The sequence below is a fragment of the Streptomyces zaehneri genome, assembly GCF_032248645.1.
GTDB classification, from domain to species: domain Bacteria; phylum Actinomycetota; class Actinomycetes; order Streptomycetales; family Streptomycetaceae; genus Streptomyces; species Streptomyces coriariae.
On sequence record NZ_JASTTJ010000006.1, the window covers coordinates 97,477 to 117,320 of the forward strand.

17 protein-coding genes are annotated in these 19,844 nt (G+C 71.1%); 8 read left to right on the plus strand and 9 right to left on the minus strand.

Annotation, left to right across the window (positions count from 1 at the left end; genetic code table 11):
* The first annotated feature begins 290 nt into the window (after nucleotides 1-290).
* The 6 genes from QQM72_RS12335 (at nucleotide 291) to QQM72_RS12360 (ending at nucleotide 5,649) form a co-directional block, all read left to right on the plus strand.
* Nucleotides 291-1,457 carry an ATP-binding protein gene (locus QQM72_RS12335; RefSeq protein WP_314220887.1) on the plus strand — a complete coding sequence of 389 codons (1,167 nt, stop codon included), beginning with the start codon at nucleotides 291-293 and terminating at the stop codon, nucleotides 1,455-1,457.
* Nucleotides 1,454-1,855 (plus strand): roadblock/LC7 domain-containing protein, encoded by a 402-nt coding sequence (locus QQM72_RS12340; RefSeq protein ID WP_020125671.1) that lies wholly within the window; start codon nucleotides 1,454-1,456, stop codon nucleotides 1,853-1,855. Before QQM72_RS12335 ends, QQM72_RS12340 begins: the two co-directional genes overlap by 4 nt.
* Nucleotides 1,852-2,229 (plus strand): DUF742 domain-containing protein, encoded by a 378-nt coding sequence (locus QQM72_RS12345; protein ID WP_020125672.1) that lies wholly within the window; start codon nucleotides 1,852-1,854, stop codon nucleotides 2,227-2,229. Before QQM72_RS12340 ends, QQM72_RS12345 begins: the two co-directional genes overlap by 4 nt.
* On the plus strand, nucleotides 2,204-2,797 hold the full coding sequence (locus tag QQM72_RS12350; RefSeq protein ID WP_314220888.1) for a GTP-binding protein: 594 nt from the start codon (nucleotides 2,204-2,206) through the stop codon (nucleotides 2,795-2,797). The genes QQM72_RS12345 and QQM72_RS12350 overlap by 26 nt, the downstream gene beginning before the upstream one ends.
* Nucleotides 2,798-2,805: 8 nt before the next feature.
* The gene (locus QQM72_RS12355) at nucleotides 2,806-4,149 is read left to right on the plus strand and encodes a cytochrome P450 (protein ID WP_314220889.1); all 1,344 of its coding nucleotides are present in this window, start codon (nucleotides 2,806-2,808) and stop codon (nucleotides 4,147-4,149) included.
* 222 nt (nucleotides 4,150-4,371) lie between these two features.
* Nucleotides 4,372-5,649 (plus strand): tryptophan dimethylallyltransferase family protein, encoded by a 1,278-nt coding sequence (locus tag QQM72_RS12360; RefSeq protein WP_314220890.1) that lies wholly within the window; start codon nucleotides 4,372-4,374, stop codon nucleotides 5,647-5,649.
* A gap of 284 nt (nucleotides 5,650-5,933) precedes the next feature.
* On the opposite strand, the gene QQM72_RS12365 is transcribed toward QQM72_RS12360, so the two are convergent.
* From QQM72_RS12365 to QQM72_RS12400, 8 genes are all read right to left on the minus strand, one after another.
* Nucleotides 5,934-7,220, minus strand: coding sequence for a flavin-containing monooxygenase (locus tag QQM72_RS12365; RefSeq protein WP_314221085.1), 1,287 nt, complete (start codon nucleotides 7,218-7,220; stop codon nucleotides 5,934-5,936).
* Between the two features lie 188 nt (nucleotides 7,221-7,408).
* Nucleotides 7,409-8,170 (minus strand): GntR family transcriptional regulator, encoded by a 762-nt coding sequence (locus tag QQM72_RS12370; protein WP_314220891.1) that lies wholly within the window; start codon nucleotides 8,168-8,170, stop codon nucleotides 7,409-7,411.
* An 84-nt stretch (nucleotides 8,171-8,254) separates the two neighbouring features.
* The gene (locus QQM72_RS12375) at nucleotides 8,255-9,256 is read right to left on the minus strand and encodes a proline racemase family protein (protein ID WP_314220892.1); all 1,002 of its coding nucleotides are present in this window, start codon (nucleotides 9,254-9,256) and stop codon (nucleotides 8,255-8,257) included.
* A gap of 61 nt (nucleotides 9,257-9,317) precedes the next feature.
* Complete coding sequence (locus QQM72_RS12380; protein WP_314220893.1) at nucleotides 9,318-10,250, minus strand: dihydrodipicolinate synthase family protein; 933 nt, start codon at nucleotides 10,248-10,250, stop codon at nucleotides 9,318-9,320.
* Nucleotides 10,251-10,288: 38 nt separating this feature from the next.
* Nucleotides 10,289-11,695 carry an FAD-dependent oxidoreductase gene (locus QQM72_RS12385; RefSeq protein WP_314220894.1) on the minus strand — a complete coding sequence of 469 codons (1,407 nt, stop codon included), beginning with the start codon at nucleotides 11,693-11,695 and terminating at the stop codon, nucleotides 10,289-10,291.
* The gene (locus QQM72_RS12390) at nucleotides 11,692-12,018 is read right to left on the minus strand and encodes a (2Fe-2S)-binding protein (protein ID WP_314220895.1); all 327 of its coding nucleotides are present in this window, start codon (nucleotides 12,016-12,018) and stop codon (nucleotides 11,692-11,694) included. Before QQM72_RS12390 ends, QQM72_RS12385 begins: the two co-directional genes overlap by 4 nt.
* Nucleotides 12,006-13,196 carry an NAD(P)/FAD-dependent oxidoreductase gene (locus QQM72_RS12395; protein ID WP_314220896.1) on the minus strand — a complete coding sequence of 397 codons (1,191 nt, stop codon included), beginning with the start codon at nucleotides 13,194-13,196 and terminating at the stop codon, nucleotides 12,006-12,008. Before QQM72_RS12395 ends, QQM72_RS12390 begins: the two co-directional genes overlap by 13 nt.
* A gap of 79 nt (nucleotides 13,197-13,275) precedes the next feature.
* Nucleotides 13,276-14,070, minus strand: coding sequence for a hypothetical protein (locus QQM72_RS12400; protein WP_314221086.1), 795 nt, complete (start codon nucleotides 14,068-14,070; stop codon nucleotides 13,276-13,278).
* Between the two features lie 461 nt (nucleotides 14,071-14,531).
* Here QQM72_RS12400 and QQM72_RS12405 point away from each other — a divergent pair, with 461 nt between their 5' ends.
* Together QQM72_RS12405 and QQM72_RS12410 are read left to right on the plus strand one after the other, a co-directional pair.
* On the plus strand, nucleotides 14,532-15,236 hold the full coding sequence (locus QQM72_RS12405) for a nucleotidyltransferase domain-containing protein (protein WP_314220897.1): 705 nt from the start codon (nucleotides 14,532-14,534) through the stop codon (nucleotides 15,234-15,236).
* 425 nt (nucleotides 15,237-15,661) lie between these two features.
* Complete coding sequence (locus QQM72_RS12410; RefSeq protein WP_314220898.1) at nucleotides 15,662-17,881, plus strand: elongation factor G; 2,220 nt, start codon at nucleotides 15,662-15,664, stop codon at nucleotides 17,879-17,881.
* Nucleotides 17,882-18,042: 161 nt separating this feature from the next.
* Here QQM72_RS12410 and QQM72_RS12415 read toward each other — a convergent pair whose 3' ends face one another.
* A complete protein-coding gene (locus tag QQM72_RS12415) occupies nucleotides 18,043-19,839 on the minus strand; it encodes a coagulation factor 5/8 type domain-containing protein (protein ID WP_314220899.1) in 1,797 nt (598 codons plus the stop codon).
* Nucleotides 19,840-19,844 lie beyond the last annotated feature (5 nt).

The window sequence follows — 19,844 nt, forward strand, 5'->3', positions numbered from 1 at the left end:
GGGCTGTGTGCCATCTCGCTTGCGGGGTCACTTCCCGGTCACTCCGCCGTTGCTCGCAGAACCCGCTGACGATCCGTCAATGTTCACCTCCGTACGCATATTGACGGTCTGTGACTCCATCTTGTGGTGATACGATCACGCTCGCTTGTAGAGCGGGCGGATGGGTGCAAGACGACATCTCCGACTACGGGGACAGTCCGGGCGGTCACCCGTCAATGCGGGCGGTCCGCCGATCCACCCGCGTTGACGGGAATTCAGCAACTGGCCGTCAGTCGCCTGAAGAGAGTCTTATGACGCATTACATACAGAACCCGGTACTCTGGGCTCTCCTCGTGGCCGTACTCGCCGCCGTCGCCCTCATTGTTCGCCAGCGCAGGGCGGCGCGTGTCTTGAGGCAGGAGATCGCGGGGCTCAGGTCTCACTACTCCGCGTTGGAAAACGAGTACGCGCAATCCGTCGAGGCAGCTCAGGAACAAGCCGAAGAGGCTACGAAAACGGTCCTCAAGTCCGCGATGCGGACCCTTCAGGGCCTTGCCGCGGAACAGCAGTTGATTGTCTCCCGGCTGCAGAACAAATACGGCGAGTCGGTAATCCTCCAGGACCTTCTGGAGATCGACCACACGAACTCGCAGTTCGGTCGTCGGGCCCAGTCCATCGCCGTTCTCTGCGATGGCTGGCTGGGGCGCGCACGTGATGTCGCGTCCGTGTACGACGTGGTACGCAGTGCGCAGGGCAGGGTCCGCCATTACCGGCGGGTGGAAATCCTCTCGCAGGTCGACTTCGGCATCACGAGCCGTGCGGTCGAACCGGTCGCACTGGCTCTCGCCGAACTGCTCGACAACGCGACGAGCTATTCCAGCCCGGACACCGTCGTCGAAATCAACATTCGTACCGTGCCCAAGGGCATTTGCATCGTCGTGGACGACGCGGGTGTCGGTATGAACGACGAAGAGCGTGCCCGTGCCGACAAACTCCTGTCCAGCCAGCGGGTCTCGGGTGTCTCCGCACTCGGCAACCCGCCGCAGTTCGGTTTCGCGGTGATCGGTGTGCTCAGCGAGCGCTTCGGCTTCGAGGTGTCGGTGGATTCCACCTCCCCCTACGGAGGCGTCCGGGCGGTCCTTCTCCTGCCGCACGACCTGCTCACCAACGCGCCCGAGCAGAAGGAGCCGGCTCCGGTCGTTCCCACCGTCGCCGCCACGGCCCGCAGCGGCCCCGAAGGCGGGCTTTCCACCAGTACCACCGCCGACGGCCTGCCGAAGCGGCGTCGCAAGCGGCCCATGGCCATCGTGCCCGGCAGTGCGTCCTCGTCCACTCCCGCCCGTTCGGGCGCCGAGACGGCGGCGATCATGGGCGCCTTCCAGCGGGGCACCCAGTCGGGCCGGGCCACGCCTGCGAGTCCCGCGGAAAAGTCGAGCAGCACCCGTGGTGCTGGCAGCGAAGGGCATGAGGTCTCGTGAACGACGATCTGTCATGGATGCTTGACAGCGCCTTGGAGATACCCGGGGCCCTGCATGCAGTCCTCATCTCCGCGGACGGCCTGCTGATGGCCCGGACGCAGGACTTCGACAAGGACGACGCGGACCGGGTGGCCGCCGCGATGAGCGGTGTGCAGTCGCTGAGCCGCTCGCTCGCGTTCTTCTGCGAGGACCCGCAGATGGGGTGGCGCCAGACACTGGTCGAGTTCGACGGGGGGTGGGTCTTCCTGATCTCCGCCGGTGAGGGCGCCTACCTCGGTGTCTCCGCCTCGCCGGACGTCGACATGGCGGACATCACTTTCCGGATGCAGCAGCTCGTCGGCCAGCTCGGCAAGGCGCTGACGACACCGCCGCGCGAGAACCTCGGCGCGCGGTCATGAACGGCTTCGACGAACTCGAGCCGCAGACGCCGGAATTAGTGCGTCCGTACGTCATCACCAAGGGGCGCGGGCTGCCCGACGAGGGGCAGCTCTCCCTCATCACCCTGGTCACGGCGGCCGCCGATCACGAGCAGCGGCCGACCCGGCTGTCCCCCGAGGAACAGAACCTGTTGGACCTGTGCTCGGCCGGCTACCTGTCGGTCGCCGAGATCGCCGGGCACACCCAACTGCCTCTGGGCGTGGTGAAGATCCTCCTCGCCGCCCTCACCGAAGGCGGCTACCTCATCACGCGCCCGCCGGTACAGCGGGCTCCGCTCGCCGACCGGGACATCCTGGAGGAGGTGCTGAATGGTCTCAGGGCCAAGTTTGGATGAGCAGGCCTACGTCCGTGACGGGGCGACGCAGACGGCGGTGAAGATCCTCGTCGTGGGTCACTTCGCGGTCGGCAAGACCACGTTCATCGGAGCGATCTCCGAGATCGAGCCGCTGACCACCGAGGAGACGATGACGCGGGCAGCCGAGTCGGTCGACGACCTCAAGGGAGTCCAGGGCAAGACCACCACCACGGTCGCCATGGACTTCGGCCGTCTGACCATCAGCGACCGTGTCGTGCTGTACCTGTTCGGAACGCCGGGCCAGCAGCGTTTCGTCCAGATGTGGGAGGACATGGCGCGCGGCGCCCTCGGCGCGCTGGTGCTCGTGGATCCCGAGCGGCTCGCGGACTCGTTCGCCGTGATCGACCTGATCGAGCAGTACGGACTCGACTACGCCATCGCCGTCAACCACTTCGCCGGCGCCCCCCTGCGGGACGAGATGGCTCTGCGCGACGCACTGGACCTCCTCGACGACACCCCCGTCGTCACCTGCGACGCGCGGGACGAGCGGTCGTCGGCCGACGCGCTGATCACCCTCGTCCGCCATCTCCAGGACCGTGCACACTAGGAGCAGACATGGACCAACCCACCGCACCCGTGCCCCCGCCCGGGTGCCCGGCGCACCAGGCCGGCGGCAGAGTGCCCTTGCACGGCATGGAGTTCGCCGCCGACCCGCAGGCGTACTACAGCTACCTGCGCCACTTCGGGCCGACCGCGCCGGTCGAACTCGCTCCGGGCGTCGAGGCGACCCTCATCACGGACTACGCCGTCGCCCTCCAACTGCTCCAGGACTCCGGCGCGTTCCGCAAGGACGCGCGCCGCTGGCGTGACCTCAACGAAGGGCGGGTCCCCCCGGACAGTCCGGTGGCTCCCCTGCTGTCGTACCGGCCCAACGCCATGTTCAGTGACGGCGCGGAGCACCTGAGGCTCCGTCAGGCGATCACGGACAGCATGGCGCGCGTCGACACGCGCAAGCTCAGCCGGACCACCGAACAGGTCTCCAACTACCTGATCTCGCAGTTCGGTTCGCGCGGCTCGGCGGACCTGCTCGGCGACTACGCCAAGCAGCTGCCGCTCTTCGTGTTCAACGAACTGTTCGGCTGTACCGCTGACATCGGCGACCGCGTCGTGTTCGGCATCACCGGCATGTTCGACGGCGTGAACGCCGAGCAGGCGGTCGGGGTCATGTTCGGCGCCATCGGTGAACTGGTGGCCCTCAAGCGTGCCAAGCCTGGCGACGACGTGCCCTCCTGGCTGATGGAACATCAGTCCAAGCTCACCGACGAGGAGTTGGTCCACCAGATCGCGCTCCTGCTGGTGGCGGGCAACGAGCCGCTGCGCAACCTCATCGGCAACACCCTGCACCGGCTGCTCACCCACGACGCGTACGCCGATCAAGGCGGTCTGATCGACGAGGCGATCGACGACACGCTGTGGGAGAACCCGCCCATGCAGAACCTCGCGCCGCACTATCCGGCGGCCGACATGGAGTTCGCCGGTCAGAAGCTGCACGCCGGCGACCTCCTGCTGGTCAGTTTCGCCGCGGCCAACACCGGCCCGGCCCTGACGGCGGCCCGCAAGGCGGGCAGCAACCGCGCCCACCTGGCGTGGAGCGCGGGCCCGCACGCCTGCCCGTCCAAGGAGCCGGCCCGGCAGATCACCGTGACGGCCATCGAGAACCTGCTCAACAAGCTTCCGGACGTCGGACTCGCCGTACCGTCGGAGAGCCTGACCTGGCGGCCTGGTCCCTTCAACCGGGGTCTCACCGTGCTGCCCGCCAAGTTCACCCCGGTGCAGATCGCGCACAGGCCCGCCCCGGCGCGCAAGGAAGCACCCCTGCGTCAGGAGCCGACCGCGACGGGTGGCAGGGGTGAACGCGGGGGTGTGTGGAGCCAGTTCCTCAACTGGCTGACGAGGTGATTCACGCAACACCCGTCAACTCTTCACCACTGCATGACGATTCAACCTCAGGGGTAGGGAGGAACGCGGCATTCCGTGTTGCTCACACACCAGAGGAGGTGTCGTGGACCACATATCCACCGACGCCGTTTTGAGACACCGTCCGACCGTCGTGCACCCCCTGATACCCGCCTCGCAAGGCGGGTATCTTCTTGCCCGCCTCATCCCCCGAGGAGAGGCCCGATGACCGCCGTCGGTCCCGAGGCTCCGGACACTGCGGTCGCTCAGGGTTCACAGACGCTCGGCGGTCACGCGGCACGTCAGCTGCTGAGGCTGGGCGAGATCGCGGGGCTGTCCGGAGCCGACTGCGAGATCTACGCGCGCACACTCGTCGAGGCCCTGGGTACCGTCGCGCAGCGGCCCCTGGACCTGCCGCCGCCCAGCCTCAGCTTCCTCTCCGACGACCACACCCCGGTGGAGTTCTCGCTCTCCTGCGAACCGGACGCGGCGCCGGTCCTGCGGGTCCTGCTGGAGCCGGGAGCCGGCGCCGGCAACCTGATCGAAAACGGTCGCACCGGCCTGCGGGTGCTGCGCGAGATGGGGCGGCGCTGGGGCTTCACCACCGACCCGCTCGACGAGCTTGCCGACCTGTTCTTCCCGGCCTCACCCGAAGGCCCCCTGGCGCTGTGGTGCGCGCTGGAGCTGCGCCCCGGTGGAGTCCCCAAGGTCAAGGCCTATCTGAACCCCGCCGCATCCGGGCAGAAACGTGCCGCCAGAACCGTACGGAAGGCGCTGAGACGACTCGGGCACCGGGAGGCGTTCGACGCGCTGCCCGAAGGCGACCGCCACCTGTTCTTCGCCCTGGACCTGGGCGACTGGACGGAGCCTCGGGTCAAGGTCTACCTGGCGCATCACGACCTGTCGGCCGCGCAGGCGTACACGCTGTCCCGTATGGACGGCGGACCCGGCCGTGCGGAGATCGAGGAGTTCTTCCGCATCGTGGCCGGGCCCGACACCGATGTCGACTCCGCCGGCCCCGCAGGCGTGGTGGGCGCCCGAGCCGGGGAGGGGGCCGGGGGAGGAGGGGAACCGCGGCTCGTGCGCCGGCCCGTCCAGACCTGCCACGCCTTCACCGACACGGGGACCGGTCAGCCGAGCGGATTCACCCTCTATATCCCGGTGCGGGACCATGCCCGCGACGACGGTGAGGCACTGGACCGGGCGAAGGCGCTGCTCGGCCACTACGGCATCGACCCGGCACCGGTGCTGCGCGCCTCGGCCGCCGTCACCTCGCGGCGGCCGGAGGACGGTGTGGGACTGGTCGCGTACCTGGGCCTGGCCCATCAGCAGGGCCGTCCGCCCCGGGTCATGACCTATCTCTCCTCGGAGGCTTACGAGGTCCGGCCGCCGACGACTGCGCTCCCCGTCCTTCCCCTGTCCGCCGTCGCCCTGTCCACCGCTTCATCTCCTGGCGCTTGCACCGCCTCTCTGCCTGACGCGGCGGCCGTGACCGGAAGATAGTCGCCGCAGCCCGCGGACCCATGCCGTCCACGGACTGCCGGCGACCGGTAGCACAGCACCTGCAGAACACCGGCCCGTAGAACAGCGGCATCCGCAGCATCAGCCGTACAACAGCACCCGCGGAACAGCACCTCGGGGGGAGCCGTACGCCGACGATGTCGAACCGCTCCCCTCGTCCCACGAGAAGTGCACACGTGAGCCGCCCAGACCGCCCGGGCGGCCTCGCGAACGCACCGGACCGTCATCCGATCCGGTGCGTGGCTCCCACCGTCACTGACGGTTCATCACTCGTTGCGCAGTTCCTCCAGGTAGGGCGCCACATCGACTTGGATCGACGCGCCCTGCGTCTGGCCGTACTGGCCGGCGATGCCCCCCAGATACGTGGCGATCTCCTTGCGCATGACGTCCGGCTCCGGCAGGGGCGCCTTGCCGGCGACGATCCGGGCGACCCAGCGCGCCTGGGCCTCGACGAGCCGGGTGATGGAGCCGTGCGGGCGGACCAGGCCGACGAAGTGCAGACCGGGATGGCCGGGCGCGACCACCCGCTTGTACAGCTCGACCGAGCCCTGCGGGCCGATGGGGCAGTCGGGCGGCAGGAAGGGATGGGCCATCCGGTACCCGGTGCAGTACACGATCGCGTCGGCGGGCACGGATGTGCCGTCGGTGAAGACCACCCGGCCGTCGTCGACGAAGTCGATCGCGGGCTTGGGGACGACCCCACCGTGGCGTATGCGGGTGAGGATCTCGTCGGAGATGGTCACGGCCGAGGCGAAGACCGGGTGGTCCGGCTCGGGCAGGCCGTAGTCCGAGAGCTTGCCGCGGGCGACGAGCAGGGCCTGCTCGATGAACCGGCGTTGCTCCGCCAGGGACATGGCCGTCCACCACGGGGCCTCGGCGACGTCGTCCAAGGGGATGCCGAAGAGCTGCTTGGGCAGGATGTGCAGGCCTCGGCGCACGGAGAGTACGGTCTGCGCGGCGTACCGGGAGAGGTCGGCCGCGATGTCCACGGCCGAGGCCCCGAGCCCCACGACGACGACCCGCTGTCCCGTGTAGTCGCTGCCGTCGCGGTAGTCCAGTGCGTGGAGAATCGTTCCTTTGAAGGTCTCGGAACCCGGTACGGGAGCGGGCAGGACCGGCTCGGTGTTGTGCCCCGAGGCGACGATGACGTGGGTGAAGTCCCGAGACGTGCGCGTGCCCCGGGCGTCGAGGCTGACGACCGTCCAGGAGCCGTCGGCCGCCCGGCGCACCGACTCGACGGTCGTCTCCAGCTCGATGTGGTCCAGCAGGCCGGCCCACTCGGCGAAGGAGCGCAGGTACGCGGCGAGTTGGCTGTGCCGGGGGTAGACGGGATACCCGGACGGCATCGGACGGTCGGCGTAACCGGTCAGCTGTTTGTTGGTGTTGAGATGGAGCGACAGATAGCCCGGACCGCGCTCGCCGGCCCCCGGCTGCCGCCAGAGTCCGCCCACGTCGGATGCCTTCTCGAGGCAGACGAAGTCGAGGCCCTCGGACTTGAGGGCGTGCGCCGTGGCCAGCCCGGACAGACCCGCACCGATCAGACACAGGCTCACGCGTTCCCCCACGGAATCGACACCATCCTTTCGCGTACGGCCAATTCCATGCCCATACGGCACTCTCTCCACGCTTCGCCCACCAGCGACAAGGATCACAGGCGGGATCCCCGGGCCGAGGTGGCGGGAGGAAAGGGGACGGGTAGAGGGGACTTCCTGGGGCGAGCCGCCCGCTCCGGGGCGAGTCGCTACGTGCGAGCGGAGGCCCACAGCCCCCGCACATGCCCCAGATGGCGCGTCATGACGGCACGCGCGGCCCGCTCGTCGCGGGACAGCAGGGCGTCCAGCAACTCCAGGTGCTCTTCGGCGGAGGCCAGCAGACGGCCCGATGCGGAGAGCGCCGTCAGACCGTACAGGCGTGCCCGGCCGCGCAGTTCGCGGACGACCTCGACGAGATGGGCGTTGCCGGCCAGCGCGAGCAGGCCCAGGTGGAACCGGGTGTCGGCCTCGACGTAGGCGATGAGGTCGCCTGCCACCGCCGCGGTGACGATCTCCCGGGCGGCCGGCCGCAGTGCCTCCAGGGACACCGGGTCGGCGGTCGTCGCCAGCGCCGCCACCGTGGGGATCTCGATGAGCGCACGGACGTGGGTGTACTCGTCCAACTGCTGGTCGGAGACCTCGGTGACCCGGAACCCCTTGTTCGGGACGGCATCGACCAGGCCTTCCTTCGCCAGGTCGAGCATCGCCTCGCGCACGGGTGTCGCCGAGACGCCGAAGCGGGCGGCCAGGGCCGGCGCCGAGTACACCTCGCCGGGCAGCAGTTCACCCGCGATCAGCGCCGCCCGCAGGGCATCGGCCACCCGCTCGCGGTAGCTGCTCCGCCGACCGCCCAGCACGGGGAGCCTGGGCGCCGATGCGGGCGCGGTTGCCGATGCGGGCGCGGTTGCCGAAGCGGGTGCCGGTGCCGGTGCGGCGGGTGTCTGGCTGCTGGTGCGCCGGGTGGCGGCCATGGTGGGTCTCCTCGGTGCGGACTGTGCCATGTCACTCTGAACCAGTGCACTGTGCCATGTCACGTCTCACTGATGCCTGTGGTGTCAGAGCACGAACCCCGCCGGGAACGGATCCGTCGGGTCCAGAAGGTACTGGGCCGTCCCGGTGATCCAGGCGCGGCCGGTGAAACTGGGCAGTACCGCCGGGCGGCCGGCGACTTCCGTCGTGCCGAGGAGCCGGCCCGTGAAGCGGGTGCCGATGAAGGACTCGTTGACGAACTCGGTGTGCAAGGGCAGTTCGCCCCGCGCGTGCAGCTGTGCCATGCGGGCGCTCGTTCCCGTACCGCAGGGCGAGCGGTCGAACCAGCCGGGGTGGATCGCCATCGCGTGCCGGGAATGACGGGCGGTCGCACCGGGTGCGTACAGGTGGACGTGGTGGCAGCCGCGGATGGAGGGGTCTTCGGGGTGTACCGGCTCCTGCTCGGAGTTGATCACCTCCATGAGGGACAGGCCGGCGCGCAGGATGTCGTCCTTGCGTGCGCGGTCGAAGGGCAGCCCGAACTCCTCCAGCGGCACGATCGCGTAGAAGTTGCCGCCGTACGCCAGGTCGTACGTCACGGTACGGCCGTCGGGCAGCGTCGCGCTGCGGTCCAGCGCGACCGCGAAGGAGGGGACGTTGCGCAAGGTCACGGACGTGGCCGCGCCGTCCTCGACCGTCACCTCGGCGACGACGGGCCCGGCCGGTGTGTCCAGGCGGATGGTGGTGACCGGTTCGACCACCTCGACCATGCCCGTCTCGACAAGCACCGTCGCCACCCCGATCGTGCCGTGGCCGCACATCGGCAGATAGCCGGAGACCTCGATGTAGAGGACGCCCCAGTCACAGTCCGCTCGGGTGGAGGGCTGGAGGATCGCGCCGCTCATGGCGGAGTGGCCCCGCGGTTCGTTCATCAGCAACTGCTTGATGTCGTCGCGGTGTTCGCGGAAGTGGAGCCGCCGCTCGTTCATCGTCGCGCCGGGCACGGTGCCGATCCCACCGGTGATCACCCGGGTGGGCATGCCCTCGGTGTGCGAGTCGACGGCGTGCAGGACGAGCTTGCTGCGCACGAAGTCCCCAAACTCTCTCTCGAACTGCTTTCCATCGCACCGGAGCCGAGCGGCTCGGCCACTACGCCAGACCGGCCGCGACGGCCTTCTCGGTGGCCGCGCGGACGGCCGCTTCGTGGTCCGGCGCCAGCGGGACCCGTGGTGGGCGGCAGCCCCCGCCGTGGCGCCCCACGACGTCCATCGAGAGTTTGATCGCCTGGACGAACTCCACCCGCGAGTCCCAGCGCAGCAGCGGGTGAAGCCGGCGGTAGAGGGGGAGCGCGGTGGTGAGATCACCGGCGACGGCCGCCCGGTACAGCTCCACCGAGGACTTCGGCAGTGCGTTGGGGTAACCGGCCACCCACCCCTTGGCGCCCGCCACGGCCAGTTCCAGCAGCACATCGTCCGCACCGATCAACAGGTCCAGATCCGGCGAGAGTTCGGCGATGCGGTAGGCGCGGCGGACGTCGCCCGAGAACTCCTTGACGCCTTGGATGTACCCCTCGCCGTGCAGCCGGGCCAGCAGTTCGGGGACGAGGTCGACCTTGGTGTCGATCGGGTTGTTGTACGCCACGACCGGCAGGCCCGCCGCGGCGACCGCCGCGTAGTGGGCCACGACGGCACGCTCGTCCGCGCGGTAGGCGTTGGGCGGGAGCAGCATCACCGCCGAGCAGCCCGCCTCGGCCGCCTGCTCGGTCCAACGGCGGGCCTCCGCGGAGCCGTAGGCGGCGACGCCGGGCATGACCCGCTCCCCGCCGATCGCGGCCACCGCGGTCTCCACCACCGTGGCGCGTTCCTCGGGCGTGAGCACCTGGTACTCGCCCAGCGAGCCGTTGGGGACGACGCCGTCACAGCCGTTCGCCACCAGCCACGCGCAGTGCTCGGCGTACCGGTCGTAGTCGACGCGGAGGTCCTCGCGGAGCGGGAGCGCGGTGGCGACGAAAACACCACGCCAGGGGCGGTGAGGAGAGCTGACGGGAGCAGGGGAAGAGGCGGGGGCGGAGGAGTGGGGCATACGGTGAGTCATCCCTTCCGGATGTGCCGTGTGACATGTCACTGAGGTGCCGGGGGGTCGGCCGGAGCGGCCAGCACACCCAGGGGCACGGGGCGGGCCGGCAACCGTCGTGCCGGAGTGAGGGCGCAGCCCGCGACGCCGGCCACTGCGGGCTCGCACATGCGGCCCTGGCACCAGCCCATGCCGGCCCGGGTCAGAAGTTTGACGGTGCGCAGGTCACCCGCGCCGAGCGTGCCGACGGCCTCGCGGACGGCGCCGGCGGTCACCTCCTCGCAGCGGCACACGACCGTCTCGTCGGTGACCTGCTCCGTCCACCGGACGGTCCGGGCGGCATACGCGGCGTCCAGTGCCGCGAAGAACGACCGCAGCCTGGTGCGGGCCCGTGCGGCGGCGGCCCACTCCCGCGGGTCGGGGACCGTGCCCGCCAGCCTGGCCGCCGCCGACCGTCCGGCGATGTGCCCCTCGGCGAGCGACAGCGTCGAGCCGCCGATGCCCGTGGTCTCACCGGCGGCCCAGACGCCGGGGACATCCGTGCGCTGTTCGTCGTCGACCCACACGCCCGATCCGTCCAGCCGGCAGCCGAGCCCCTCCGCGAGGTCGGTGTGCGGCAGCAGACCGTGGCCCACGGCGAGGGTGTCGCAGACGATACGTCGTTCCGTGCCGGGTACCGGTCGGCCTTCCGAGTCCAGCGCGGCGAGGGTGACGGACGCCAGGCGATCGATCCCGTGCGCCTCCAGCACGGCATGACGGACCATCACCGCAACCCGATGTCGCAGGAGTTGCGCCGCGTACAAGGCTCCCTCGGCGAGCTTCGCGGGAGCACCGGACCAGGTCCGCGCCCGACGGGTGAAGTCCCTCGGCCCGGCCGACTCCACCAGGGCGACGACCTGGGCGCCCGCAGCCGCGAGGCCGGTGGCGACGGGAAGCAGCAGGGGCCCCGTGCCCGCTACGACGGCCGTACGGCCCGGCAGTACGAGCCCGCCCTTCAGCAGCGCCTGGGCGCCGCCCGCGGTGACCACGCCGGGCAGCGTCCAGCCGGGGAACGGCAGGACCTTCTCGTAGCCGCCGGTCGCCAGCAACACCCCGTCGGCGCGCACCGCGACGGACTCCTCCTGCTCAGGACCGACCAACGCGTGCACGGTAAACCCGGCCGATCGCCTTTCCACGCACCACACATGACGGTCACTCAGGTGCGTGATGCGGTCGGCGGCGAGGTGGGTCCCGAGCCCGGCACGCAGTCGCTCCCAGGTGCGCCACTGGTGATGGAGGGCCTGTGGCCGCCGCGCGCCGAGTCCGTGCGCGGGCTGCCGGTAGAACTGTCCGCCCGCCTCGGCGGCGGAGTCGATCAGGACCACGCGCACGCCACGGGCAGCGGCTGCCAGGGCGGCGGCGAGGCCGGCCGGGCCCGCGCCGATCACCGCCAGTACCGGGCGATACGCGGTCATCGGGGCCCCGCCCCCTCGTGACCCGCTTCCTCGTGGCCCGTCCCCACCTGCGTACGGACGTCCGCGCCCGGCGCCGCCGCCACCAGGCAGGCCCGTAGGCCGGGGCGGCCGTCGACGGTCACCAGACAGTCGAAGCACACGCCGATCCCGCAGAAGACCCCGCGCGCACGTCCCTCGCCCCGCGTGGTGCGCCAGGCCGTGACGCCGGACGCCCACAGTGCGGCGGCGATCGTCTGACCGGGCAACGCCTCGATCTCCCGGCCGTCGAAGGTCACGGTGAACGGAGCGCCGGGGCGGGCGCGGGTCAGCTTCACGGGGTCCATGGCGCGGCCTCCTCGTCGAAGCGGTCGAGGTGGCCGGGACGGTCGAAGCGGTCGGGGCGAAACGGTGTCAGGTCCAGCTCCGGGCGTCTGCCGGTGAGCGTCTGCGCGATGAGGTGTCCGGTGCCGGTGGCGAGCCCGATGCCCGCGCCCTCGTGCCCGCAGGCGTGGAACAGTCCGGGCACACGGGGGTCGGGCCCGACGGCAGGCAGATGGTCGGGCAGGTAGGGGCGGAAGCCGAGGTAGGCGCGCATCGCCCGGACGTGTTCCAGGAACGGGAACAGGCGTGTCGCGCCCGCCGCCAGGGCGCGTACGACCGGCAGCGAGAAGGACCGGTCGAAACCGACCCGTTCACGGCTCGCGCCGATCAGCACGGGCCCGGCGGCGGTTCCCTCGACGACCGGCGAGGTCTGCAGGGCGGCGGAGCCGCTCGCCACGTCGGCCACGTAGTCGGCGGCGTACACCTTGTGCCGTACCCGGCGCGGCAGCGGCTCGGTGACCAGGACGAAGCCGCGGCGGGGGAGTACGGGCAGCCGGACCCCCGCCAGTGCGGCGACCTCGGACCCCCAGGTCCCGGCCGCGTTCACCACGGCCGGCGCGAGGATGTCGCCCCGGTCGGTACGTACGCCCCGCACGGCGCCGGCGGAGTCGCGCAGTACCCCTAGCACCGTGCGACCCGTCTGAAGACGTGTGCCCGAGGCCCGCACGAGGTGGGCCGCGGCCAGGGCGGGCATCACCTGGGCGTCCTGCGGGTACAGCACCCCGCCCGCGAGACCGTGCGCCAAATACGGCTCCAGCTCGTGGAGTTGATCCGTCCGTACGTGAACCGCCGACACCCCCGCCGCGCGCTGACCGGCCGCCAGCTCCGCGAGGGCGGTGAGCGACGCGGGCGTGGCGGCGACGACGAGACCGCCCTTGGGCTCGTACTCGACGGCCGCGCCCAGTTCTTGCGCCAGCTCGCCCCACAACCGGGCCGACAGCAGAGCGAGCCGGAGCTCGGGTCCGGGCTCCTTGTCGGAGACGAGGAGGTTGCCCTCGCCCGCGCCGGTCGTGCCGCCGGCCACCGGCCCGCGGTCGACCAGGATCACGTCCAGTCCGGCACGGGCCGCGTACAGCGCGCAGGCGGCGCCCACCATTCCGGCGCCGACGACCACGACGTCACCGCTCGGTCGCTTGGTCACGTCAGTAATATGTCACATGGTGCAGAGGCGGGGAAGGAGGCCCGGAGCAGCGAGGGCACGTCCGGCCGAACCGGCGCGCTCAGTCGAACTCGCTGGGCTCCGGCGCCGGTGTGCGGCCTTCCCGTACGTCCTTGAGCCGTGTGGTGCCGTGGCTGACCGCGTCCTCGGTGCTGTCGTGGTCCGCTCCGTCGGTGCCGCCGTTGGTGACCGTGATCGCGTCGTCCCCGACCCGTACGACCGCGACGTCCATGGTGAGGGTGACCGGGGTGCCGCCGGAGGGGCCCGCCACCGTCACGGTGACGCCCTGCCGGGCGTCGCCCGACTCGGGCAGGGAGGCCTCGACGACCTGCACGGTGCGGGTGGAGCCGTCGGAGGCGACCGCGTTGAACTGGTCGCACGCGGTCGGCAGGGTCTTGAGCCAGTCGAACGACTGGTCCAGGGAGGCCGGTTGGTAGGCGGCGACCTGGTAGAGCAGCCGGGAGTCGCCCTCGGTGAAGCCGGTGAGGGCCGACGGGCCGGGCGGGGGCCCCAGGAGGTCCTCGTCGTAGAGCCCGTCGAGCAGGCGCTGGCAGTCGGCGGCCTGTGTCTTGCCGGTGAGGAACTGCGCCGCGTCGACCGTGCCGATGAGCATCCGGTTCCGCCAGCCGGCCGCGGTCTTGACCTGCGTCCAGTTGTCCTCGAGGTCTCCCGCGGTGATCAGCGCCGTCTGCGCGCCGGCCGAGGTGAGCGGCGTGATGCTGGGGGACGCGGTGGCGGTCCGTCCGCCGGCGGACGAGGCAGCGGTGCTCGCGTCGGTCGACGCGCTGTCGTCCCCGTCGTCGGAGCAGGCCGCCGCGGCCAGCAGCGTTCCGACGGCCAGGGCGACGGCCAGCACACGGACCGGACGACCGGGACGCGTCGGCCCGGCCGGACCCGACGGCCCGGCGGGACGGGGTGGGGTGGACGGGCGGGACGACAGGCGAGGGCTGGTCACGGATACCTCCTGAGGACGGTTCGGGGACGGGGCGGGGCGGGGCCGGTCCCCGCGTGGGCGCGCCCCGGCGGGTTCCCGAGGGATTCCTCTCGTCGACCTGGGTGCTTCCCGGGCACCCTGTGGGCTCTTGTGGTGCTGCCTCTGCCCCTACACGGCACCACCGGCCGGGCCGCTCGACCAGCGCACTGATCCGTACGGGTGAAGCGGCCGGCGGGAGGGGGGCGCCGGGCCGAGCGCGGGCGGAGCAGCCAGTCCGGCCGGAAAATACGAGGTGGGCCGGGCCGGAGCCGGGGCATCATGGCGGTTCTGCCGCCCGGCCACGGGGGCAGGTGATCACCACCAGGGAACGACCGGGGGCTCCTGTGACCGTCACCAACCTCCTGCTGTCCGCAATCGTCGGCTCGACCGCCTACGGGCTCGCCCACGAAGGCTCCGACGTGGACCGCCTCGGCATGTTCGCCGCCCCCACCGAGGATCTGCACGGCCTGCGCCAGCCGAAGGAGTCGCACGTCAGCACGGCACCCGACCGCACCCTGCACGAGGCCGCGAAGTGGTGCCGACTCGCCCTCGGCGGCAACCCGACCGTGATGGAACTCGTCTGGCTGCCCGACGAGTTGTACGAGGTGCGGACGCCCCTGGGCGACGAACTCATCGACGTTCGTGCGACGTTGCTCAGCGCCGGCCGGGTCAGGGATGCCTATCTCGGCTACGCCACACAGCAGTTCAGGAGGCTGCAGAACCGCAGCCAAGGCCCCCTCGCCGAGGAAACCCGGAAACGGACCGCCAAGCACGCCCGTCACCTGAAGCGACTGTGCACCCAGGGCCACGAGCTCTATGCCACCGGCCGGTTGACGATCCGCGTCGACGATCCCGAGAGCTACCACACGTTCGGTGAGCAGGTCGCGGCCGATCCCGAAGCCGCGCTGCCGCTGCTGCGGGGCTTCGAGGAGGCGTTCGCCGAGACGCGCAGCGTCCTGCCCGAACAGCCCGACGAGAGGGCGGCCGACGCCTGGCTGCGCCGGGTGCGCAGGCAGTTCTACACGGCGACGCAGGCCACGCCCGCGTGACCTACGGGCGCGCTCCCCTCACGCCGGGAGGCGGAGCCGCGCCCGCACGGCCGGGGGGAGGGCGCGATAAATCGCCTGCGGCGCGGGCCCGTTCACCCCTACACTCCCCAGAACCGAGCGCGGCCCACGACACGGGCGGCGCGGTACCGAGACGAACGAGGGGAGCCCGGCCATGCGTGACCACACCGCTGTCGTCGCTCCCCGCTCCCGCTACGAGGTGATCCTCGTGTCTCCGTCCGTCCGGTGCTCGCTGCGCGGCCGGCACCGGATGTCCTGACGAACGTCCGAGTTCGACAATGCGCCCTTGATGTCCCGTTTCTGACGGAACATCAGAGTGTGCGCATCAACACGTCCACCACGTGTCCCGACGTACGTCCGGAAATCGCGCTGCCCGTTCTCGGAAACACCCCGAAAGGCCAAGGGCCGTGCGCAACCACCTCGACCGTCCCCTCTCCGCTGTGCGCAACCTGGGCATCCTCGCTCACGTCGACGCCGGCAAGACCACCGTCACGGAGCGGATCCTGTACGCCACCGGGACCACGCACAAGCGCGGCGAGGTCCACGACGGCACGACCATCACCGACTTCGACCCCCAGGAGCGCGACCGAGGCATCACCATCTTCGCCGCGGCCGTCAGCTGCGACTGGGACGGTCACCGCATCAACCTGATCGACACCCCCGGGCACGTCGACTTCGCCGACGAGGTGGAGCGATCCCTGCGGGTGCTCGACGGGGCGGTGGCGGTGTTCGACGCCGTCGCGGGCGTGGAACCGCAGAGCGAGTCCGTGTGGCGGCAGGCCGACCGGCACGGCGTCCCGAGGATCGCGTTCGTCAACAAGCTGGACCGGGTCGGCGCCGACCTCGATGCCGCGGTGGCGTCGATCCGGGAACGGCTCCATCCGGTCCCGCTGGTCGTGCAACTGCCGATCGGCACGGAGGACGGCTTCACCGGCGTCGTCGACCTGCTGCGCATGCGGGCGCTGACCTGGAGCGACGGCGGCGAGACGGCGGTCGAGGACGTCGTGCCGGAGGGCCTTCGGGAGGAGGCACTGCGCCGGCGCCGGCTGCTGGAGGAGGCCGTGGCGGAGCGGCACCCGGCCGCGCTGGAGGAGTTCTGCGACCGGGAGACACTCTGCGTCGAGACCCTCTCCGGTGCTCTGCGCGAGCTGACCCGGACGGGCGACGCCGTGGTCGTGCTGTGCGGCTCGGCCTACCGCAACCGCGGGATCGAGCCGCTGCTCGACGCCGTCGTCGCCTATCTGCCGTCGCCGTCGGACGTGCCGCCGGTATGCGGTATGCCGGGTGGCGCCGCCGGTATGCGAAATACCAAGGTCGGTATGCGTGACGCTGCCGACGGTATGCACGGCACCGTCCACGGTATGCACGGCACCGTCCACGGTATGCACGAAACCGCCGTCCGCCAGCGGAAGAGTGTCGACCGTATGCAGGATGCCGTAGGCGAACAACGGCCCGCCGACCCCGCCGCACCGTTCGCGGCGCTCGCGTTCAAGGTCACCGCGACCCCCACGGGCCGGCTCACCTATCTGCGGGTGTACTCGGGCACGATCGAGAAAGGAGACGCGGTATGGGAGTCCGGCGCGCGGCGTGTCGAGCGGATCGGCCGGATCCTGCGTGTGCAGGCCGACCGGCACGCACAGCTGGAGCGCGCGGTCGCCGGGGACATCGTGGCCGTGATCGGGCTGAAGTCGGCCCGTGCGGGTTCGACGCTGAGCGCGCCGGGGGCGCCCCTCGTGCTCGAACCGCCGGGGGTCGCCGACCCGGTCGTCTCCGTGGCGGTCGAGGCACGCGCCGGCACCGACGCCGACCGGCTGGTCTCGGCGCTTGCCCGGCTGGCCGAGGAGGACCCCTCGCTGGTCGTCCGGACCGACCCGGAGACCGGTCAGACGGTGCTGTCGGGCATGGGGGAACTGCACCTGGAGGTGGCGGTGGAGAAGATCAGGCGCAGCCTCGCCCTGGAGGTCAACGTGGGCCGTCCGAGGGTGACCTACCGCGAGACGGTCGCCCGCGGGGTGTCCGGCCTGCTCTTCCGGCATGTCAAACAGGACGGTGGGGCAGGGCAGTTCGCGCAGATCGTGCTCGACGTCGAGCCGCTCGGCGCGGAGGAAGCGGGAAACGGTGCTGAAACCGGTTTCACCTTCCGTTCGGCCGTCGTCGGTGGACGGGTCCCGCAGGAGTACGTCCGCGCGGTGGAGGCCGGGTGCCGGGACGCCCTCGCCGAAGGTCCCGTGGGCGGGCATCCGGTCACCGGGCTGCGGGTCACCCTCACCGACGGGGCGACCCATGTGAAGGACTCCTCCGAGACGGCCTTCCGCACGGCCGGTCGGCTCGGGCTGCGGGAAGCCCTGCGCGGCTGTGCGATGGTCGTGCTGGAACCGGTCGTCGAGGTCACGGTGACCGTTGCCGAGGACGCCGTCGGCGGGGTCCTCGGCGACCTGGCGGCACGGCGCGGGCGGGTCACCGACTCGGCTGTGCGGGGCGGGTCGGCGGTGGTCACCGCCACCGTGCCGCTGGCCGAACTGTTCGGCTACGCGACCCGGCTGCGCAGCCGGACCCAGGGCCGCGGCACCTTCTCGGCCCGGCCGACGGGGTACGCCCCGGCGCCGGCGGTGGCGACGACGCGGTAGGCCCACGCCTTCCCGCGAGGTCGTAGGCCCAGGGGGCCGCCTTGACGGTTCGTGCCACGGACACCTGACGTTCGTGGCACGAACCGACGGCGCAGGTCACCCCTGCGGTGTGTGCGGCGCAGGCCGTGTCCCGTCAGGGTCGTCGACGCCGCACGGGCGGGTCAGGGATACGACACCACGGTCGAGGGCACCGTCGACGTACCGGAGGTCGGCGCCCCGAGGTCGTTGACGACGTGCTCGTACTGGCCCTGTCCGCCCAGGGAGACCACCAGCAGGCCGTGGAACTTCACGCCCGGTACGTTCGGGGCGGCGAAGCCGTGGTGCTGGACGATCGTCGGGTCGACGTTGTAGTAGCAGTAGCTGCCCAGACCCCAGCCCTCGTGCGCGGTGACGTGGGCGCCCACCTTGTAGGCGGCGTAACCCTTTACCGAGCCGTTCTGGATCGCCGCCTGGTTCGGCGCGTCGTAGGCCTTCTCGTTCTGGAAGAAGATCGTGCGGCCGCGCTGGCCGTTCCACTGCACGTCGTACTTGTTGAAGTGCTCCACGAACAGGCCCGTGGCCAGCACGTCGTGGCCGTTGACGACGACGCCGTAGTCGGCCCGGTTGGTCTCCCAGCCGACGCCCTCGCCGTGGTCGGCGCGCCAGACCCAGGTGTGGTCGACGATCGTGTGCCGGTTGTTGATCACCATGCTGGTGGTGGCCCTGCCGGCGCCCGCCCCGCCGATCCGGACGAACACGTCCTGGACGGTGGTGGGGTTGGCGGAGTGGTCGCGCGACGCGCCGGACGGGCCGACTTCCAGCAGGACCCGGGAGTTGACCGGACCGGCGTCGACGAGGAAGCCCGCCAGCCGGACCCCGTCGACGTCGGCCACCTTCAGCGCGGTGACGCCGTTGTCCGGGATGAGGGTGGCGTAACCCAGGCCCAGCACGACGGTGTCGGCGCGGTTCACCTGGATCGGCCGGTCGAGGTGGTAGATCCCCGGCGTCAGCAGCAGGTTCAGACCCTGCGCGAGCGCCTGGTTGAGCGTGGCGGCGGAGACGCCGGGCTTGGCGACGTAGAACCGGGACAGGGGCAGCGAGCTGCCGCGCGGTGTGCCGTTGCCCCAGGAGACCCCGCGCGCGGCGGTGCGCTTGGCGGGCAGGAAGACGCGGAAGGCGCCGCCTCCGTCGACGTACAGGAACGGCTTCTCACGCGAGACCGGGGTCCTGTCGAGCGTGGTGTAAGGCGGGTCGGGGAAACTCTGGGCGGGGGCGCCCTCGACCCCCGAGAACACCATGTTCCAGACGCCGTTGAGCCAGCCGCCGATCGCGCTGTCCCGGGTGTACCACTGCTGCTGCGAGTACGGGCCGATCTCGCCGTCGATGCGGCTGTCGGCGATGTATCCGCCGCTGGCCCAACCGTAGCCGGACGGGGCGAGGTTGAGGCCGCCGCGGATGTGCATCCGGCGGAAGGGGGCGGCCTGCGCGACGGCCCACCGGTTGGTGCCGCTGACCGGGACGAGCGCGAGGTTCTCCGCCGAACGCCAGAAGTTCTGCGTGGCGTTGCCGCCGAACCAGCCCGCGTCGACGGTCACGTCCCCGTTGATGGTCGTGTCGTCGGGGGAGAGGCCGAGGCCGGCGATCGAGGTGTAGAAGCCGAGTTGGGCGTTGAGGCCGTGGTAGGTGCCGGGCCGGAACAGCAACGCGTAGCGTCCGGTGCCGAACTGGGCCGACTCCTGCTGCCGGAACACCGCGTCCAGCCGGGCCTGGATGTCCGGGGTCGACGGGTCGAAGACGAGGACGTTCGGGCCGAGGTCGCCGCCGCCCGGAAGGGCGCGCAACCGCCTTGCGCGCGAGGCGGCGGAGGCCGGCGCGGCGGCGAGTCCGGCGAGGGCGGGGGCTGCCGCGGCCGTGGCGGCTGCGGCGAGGACTGTTCTGCGGCGCACGGCGGGATTCCGTGGCGACGGAGTGTGGGGCATGGGCG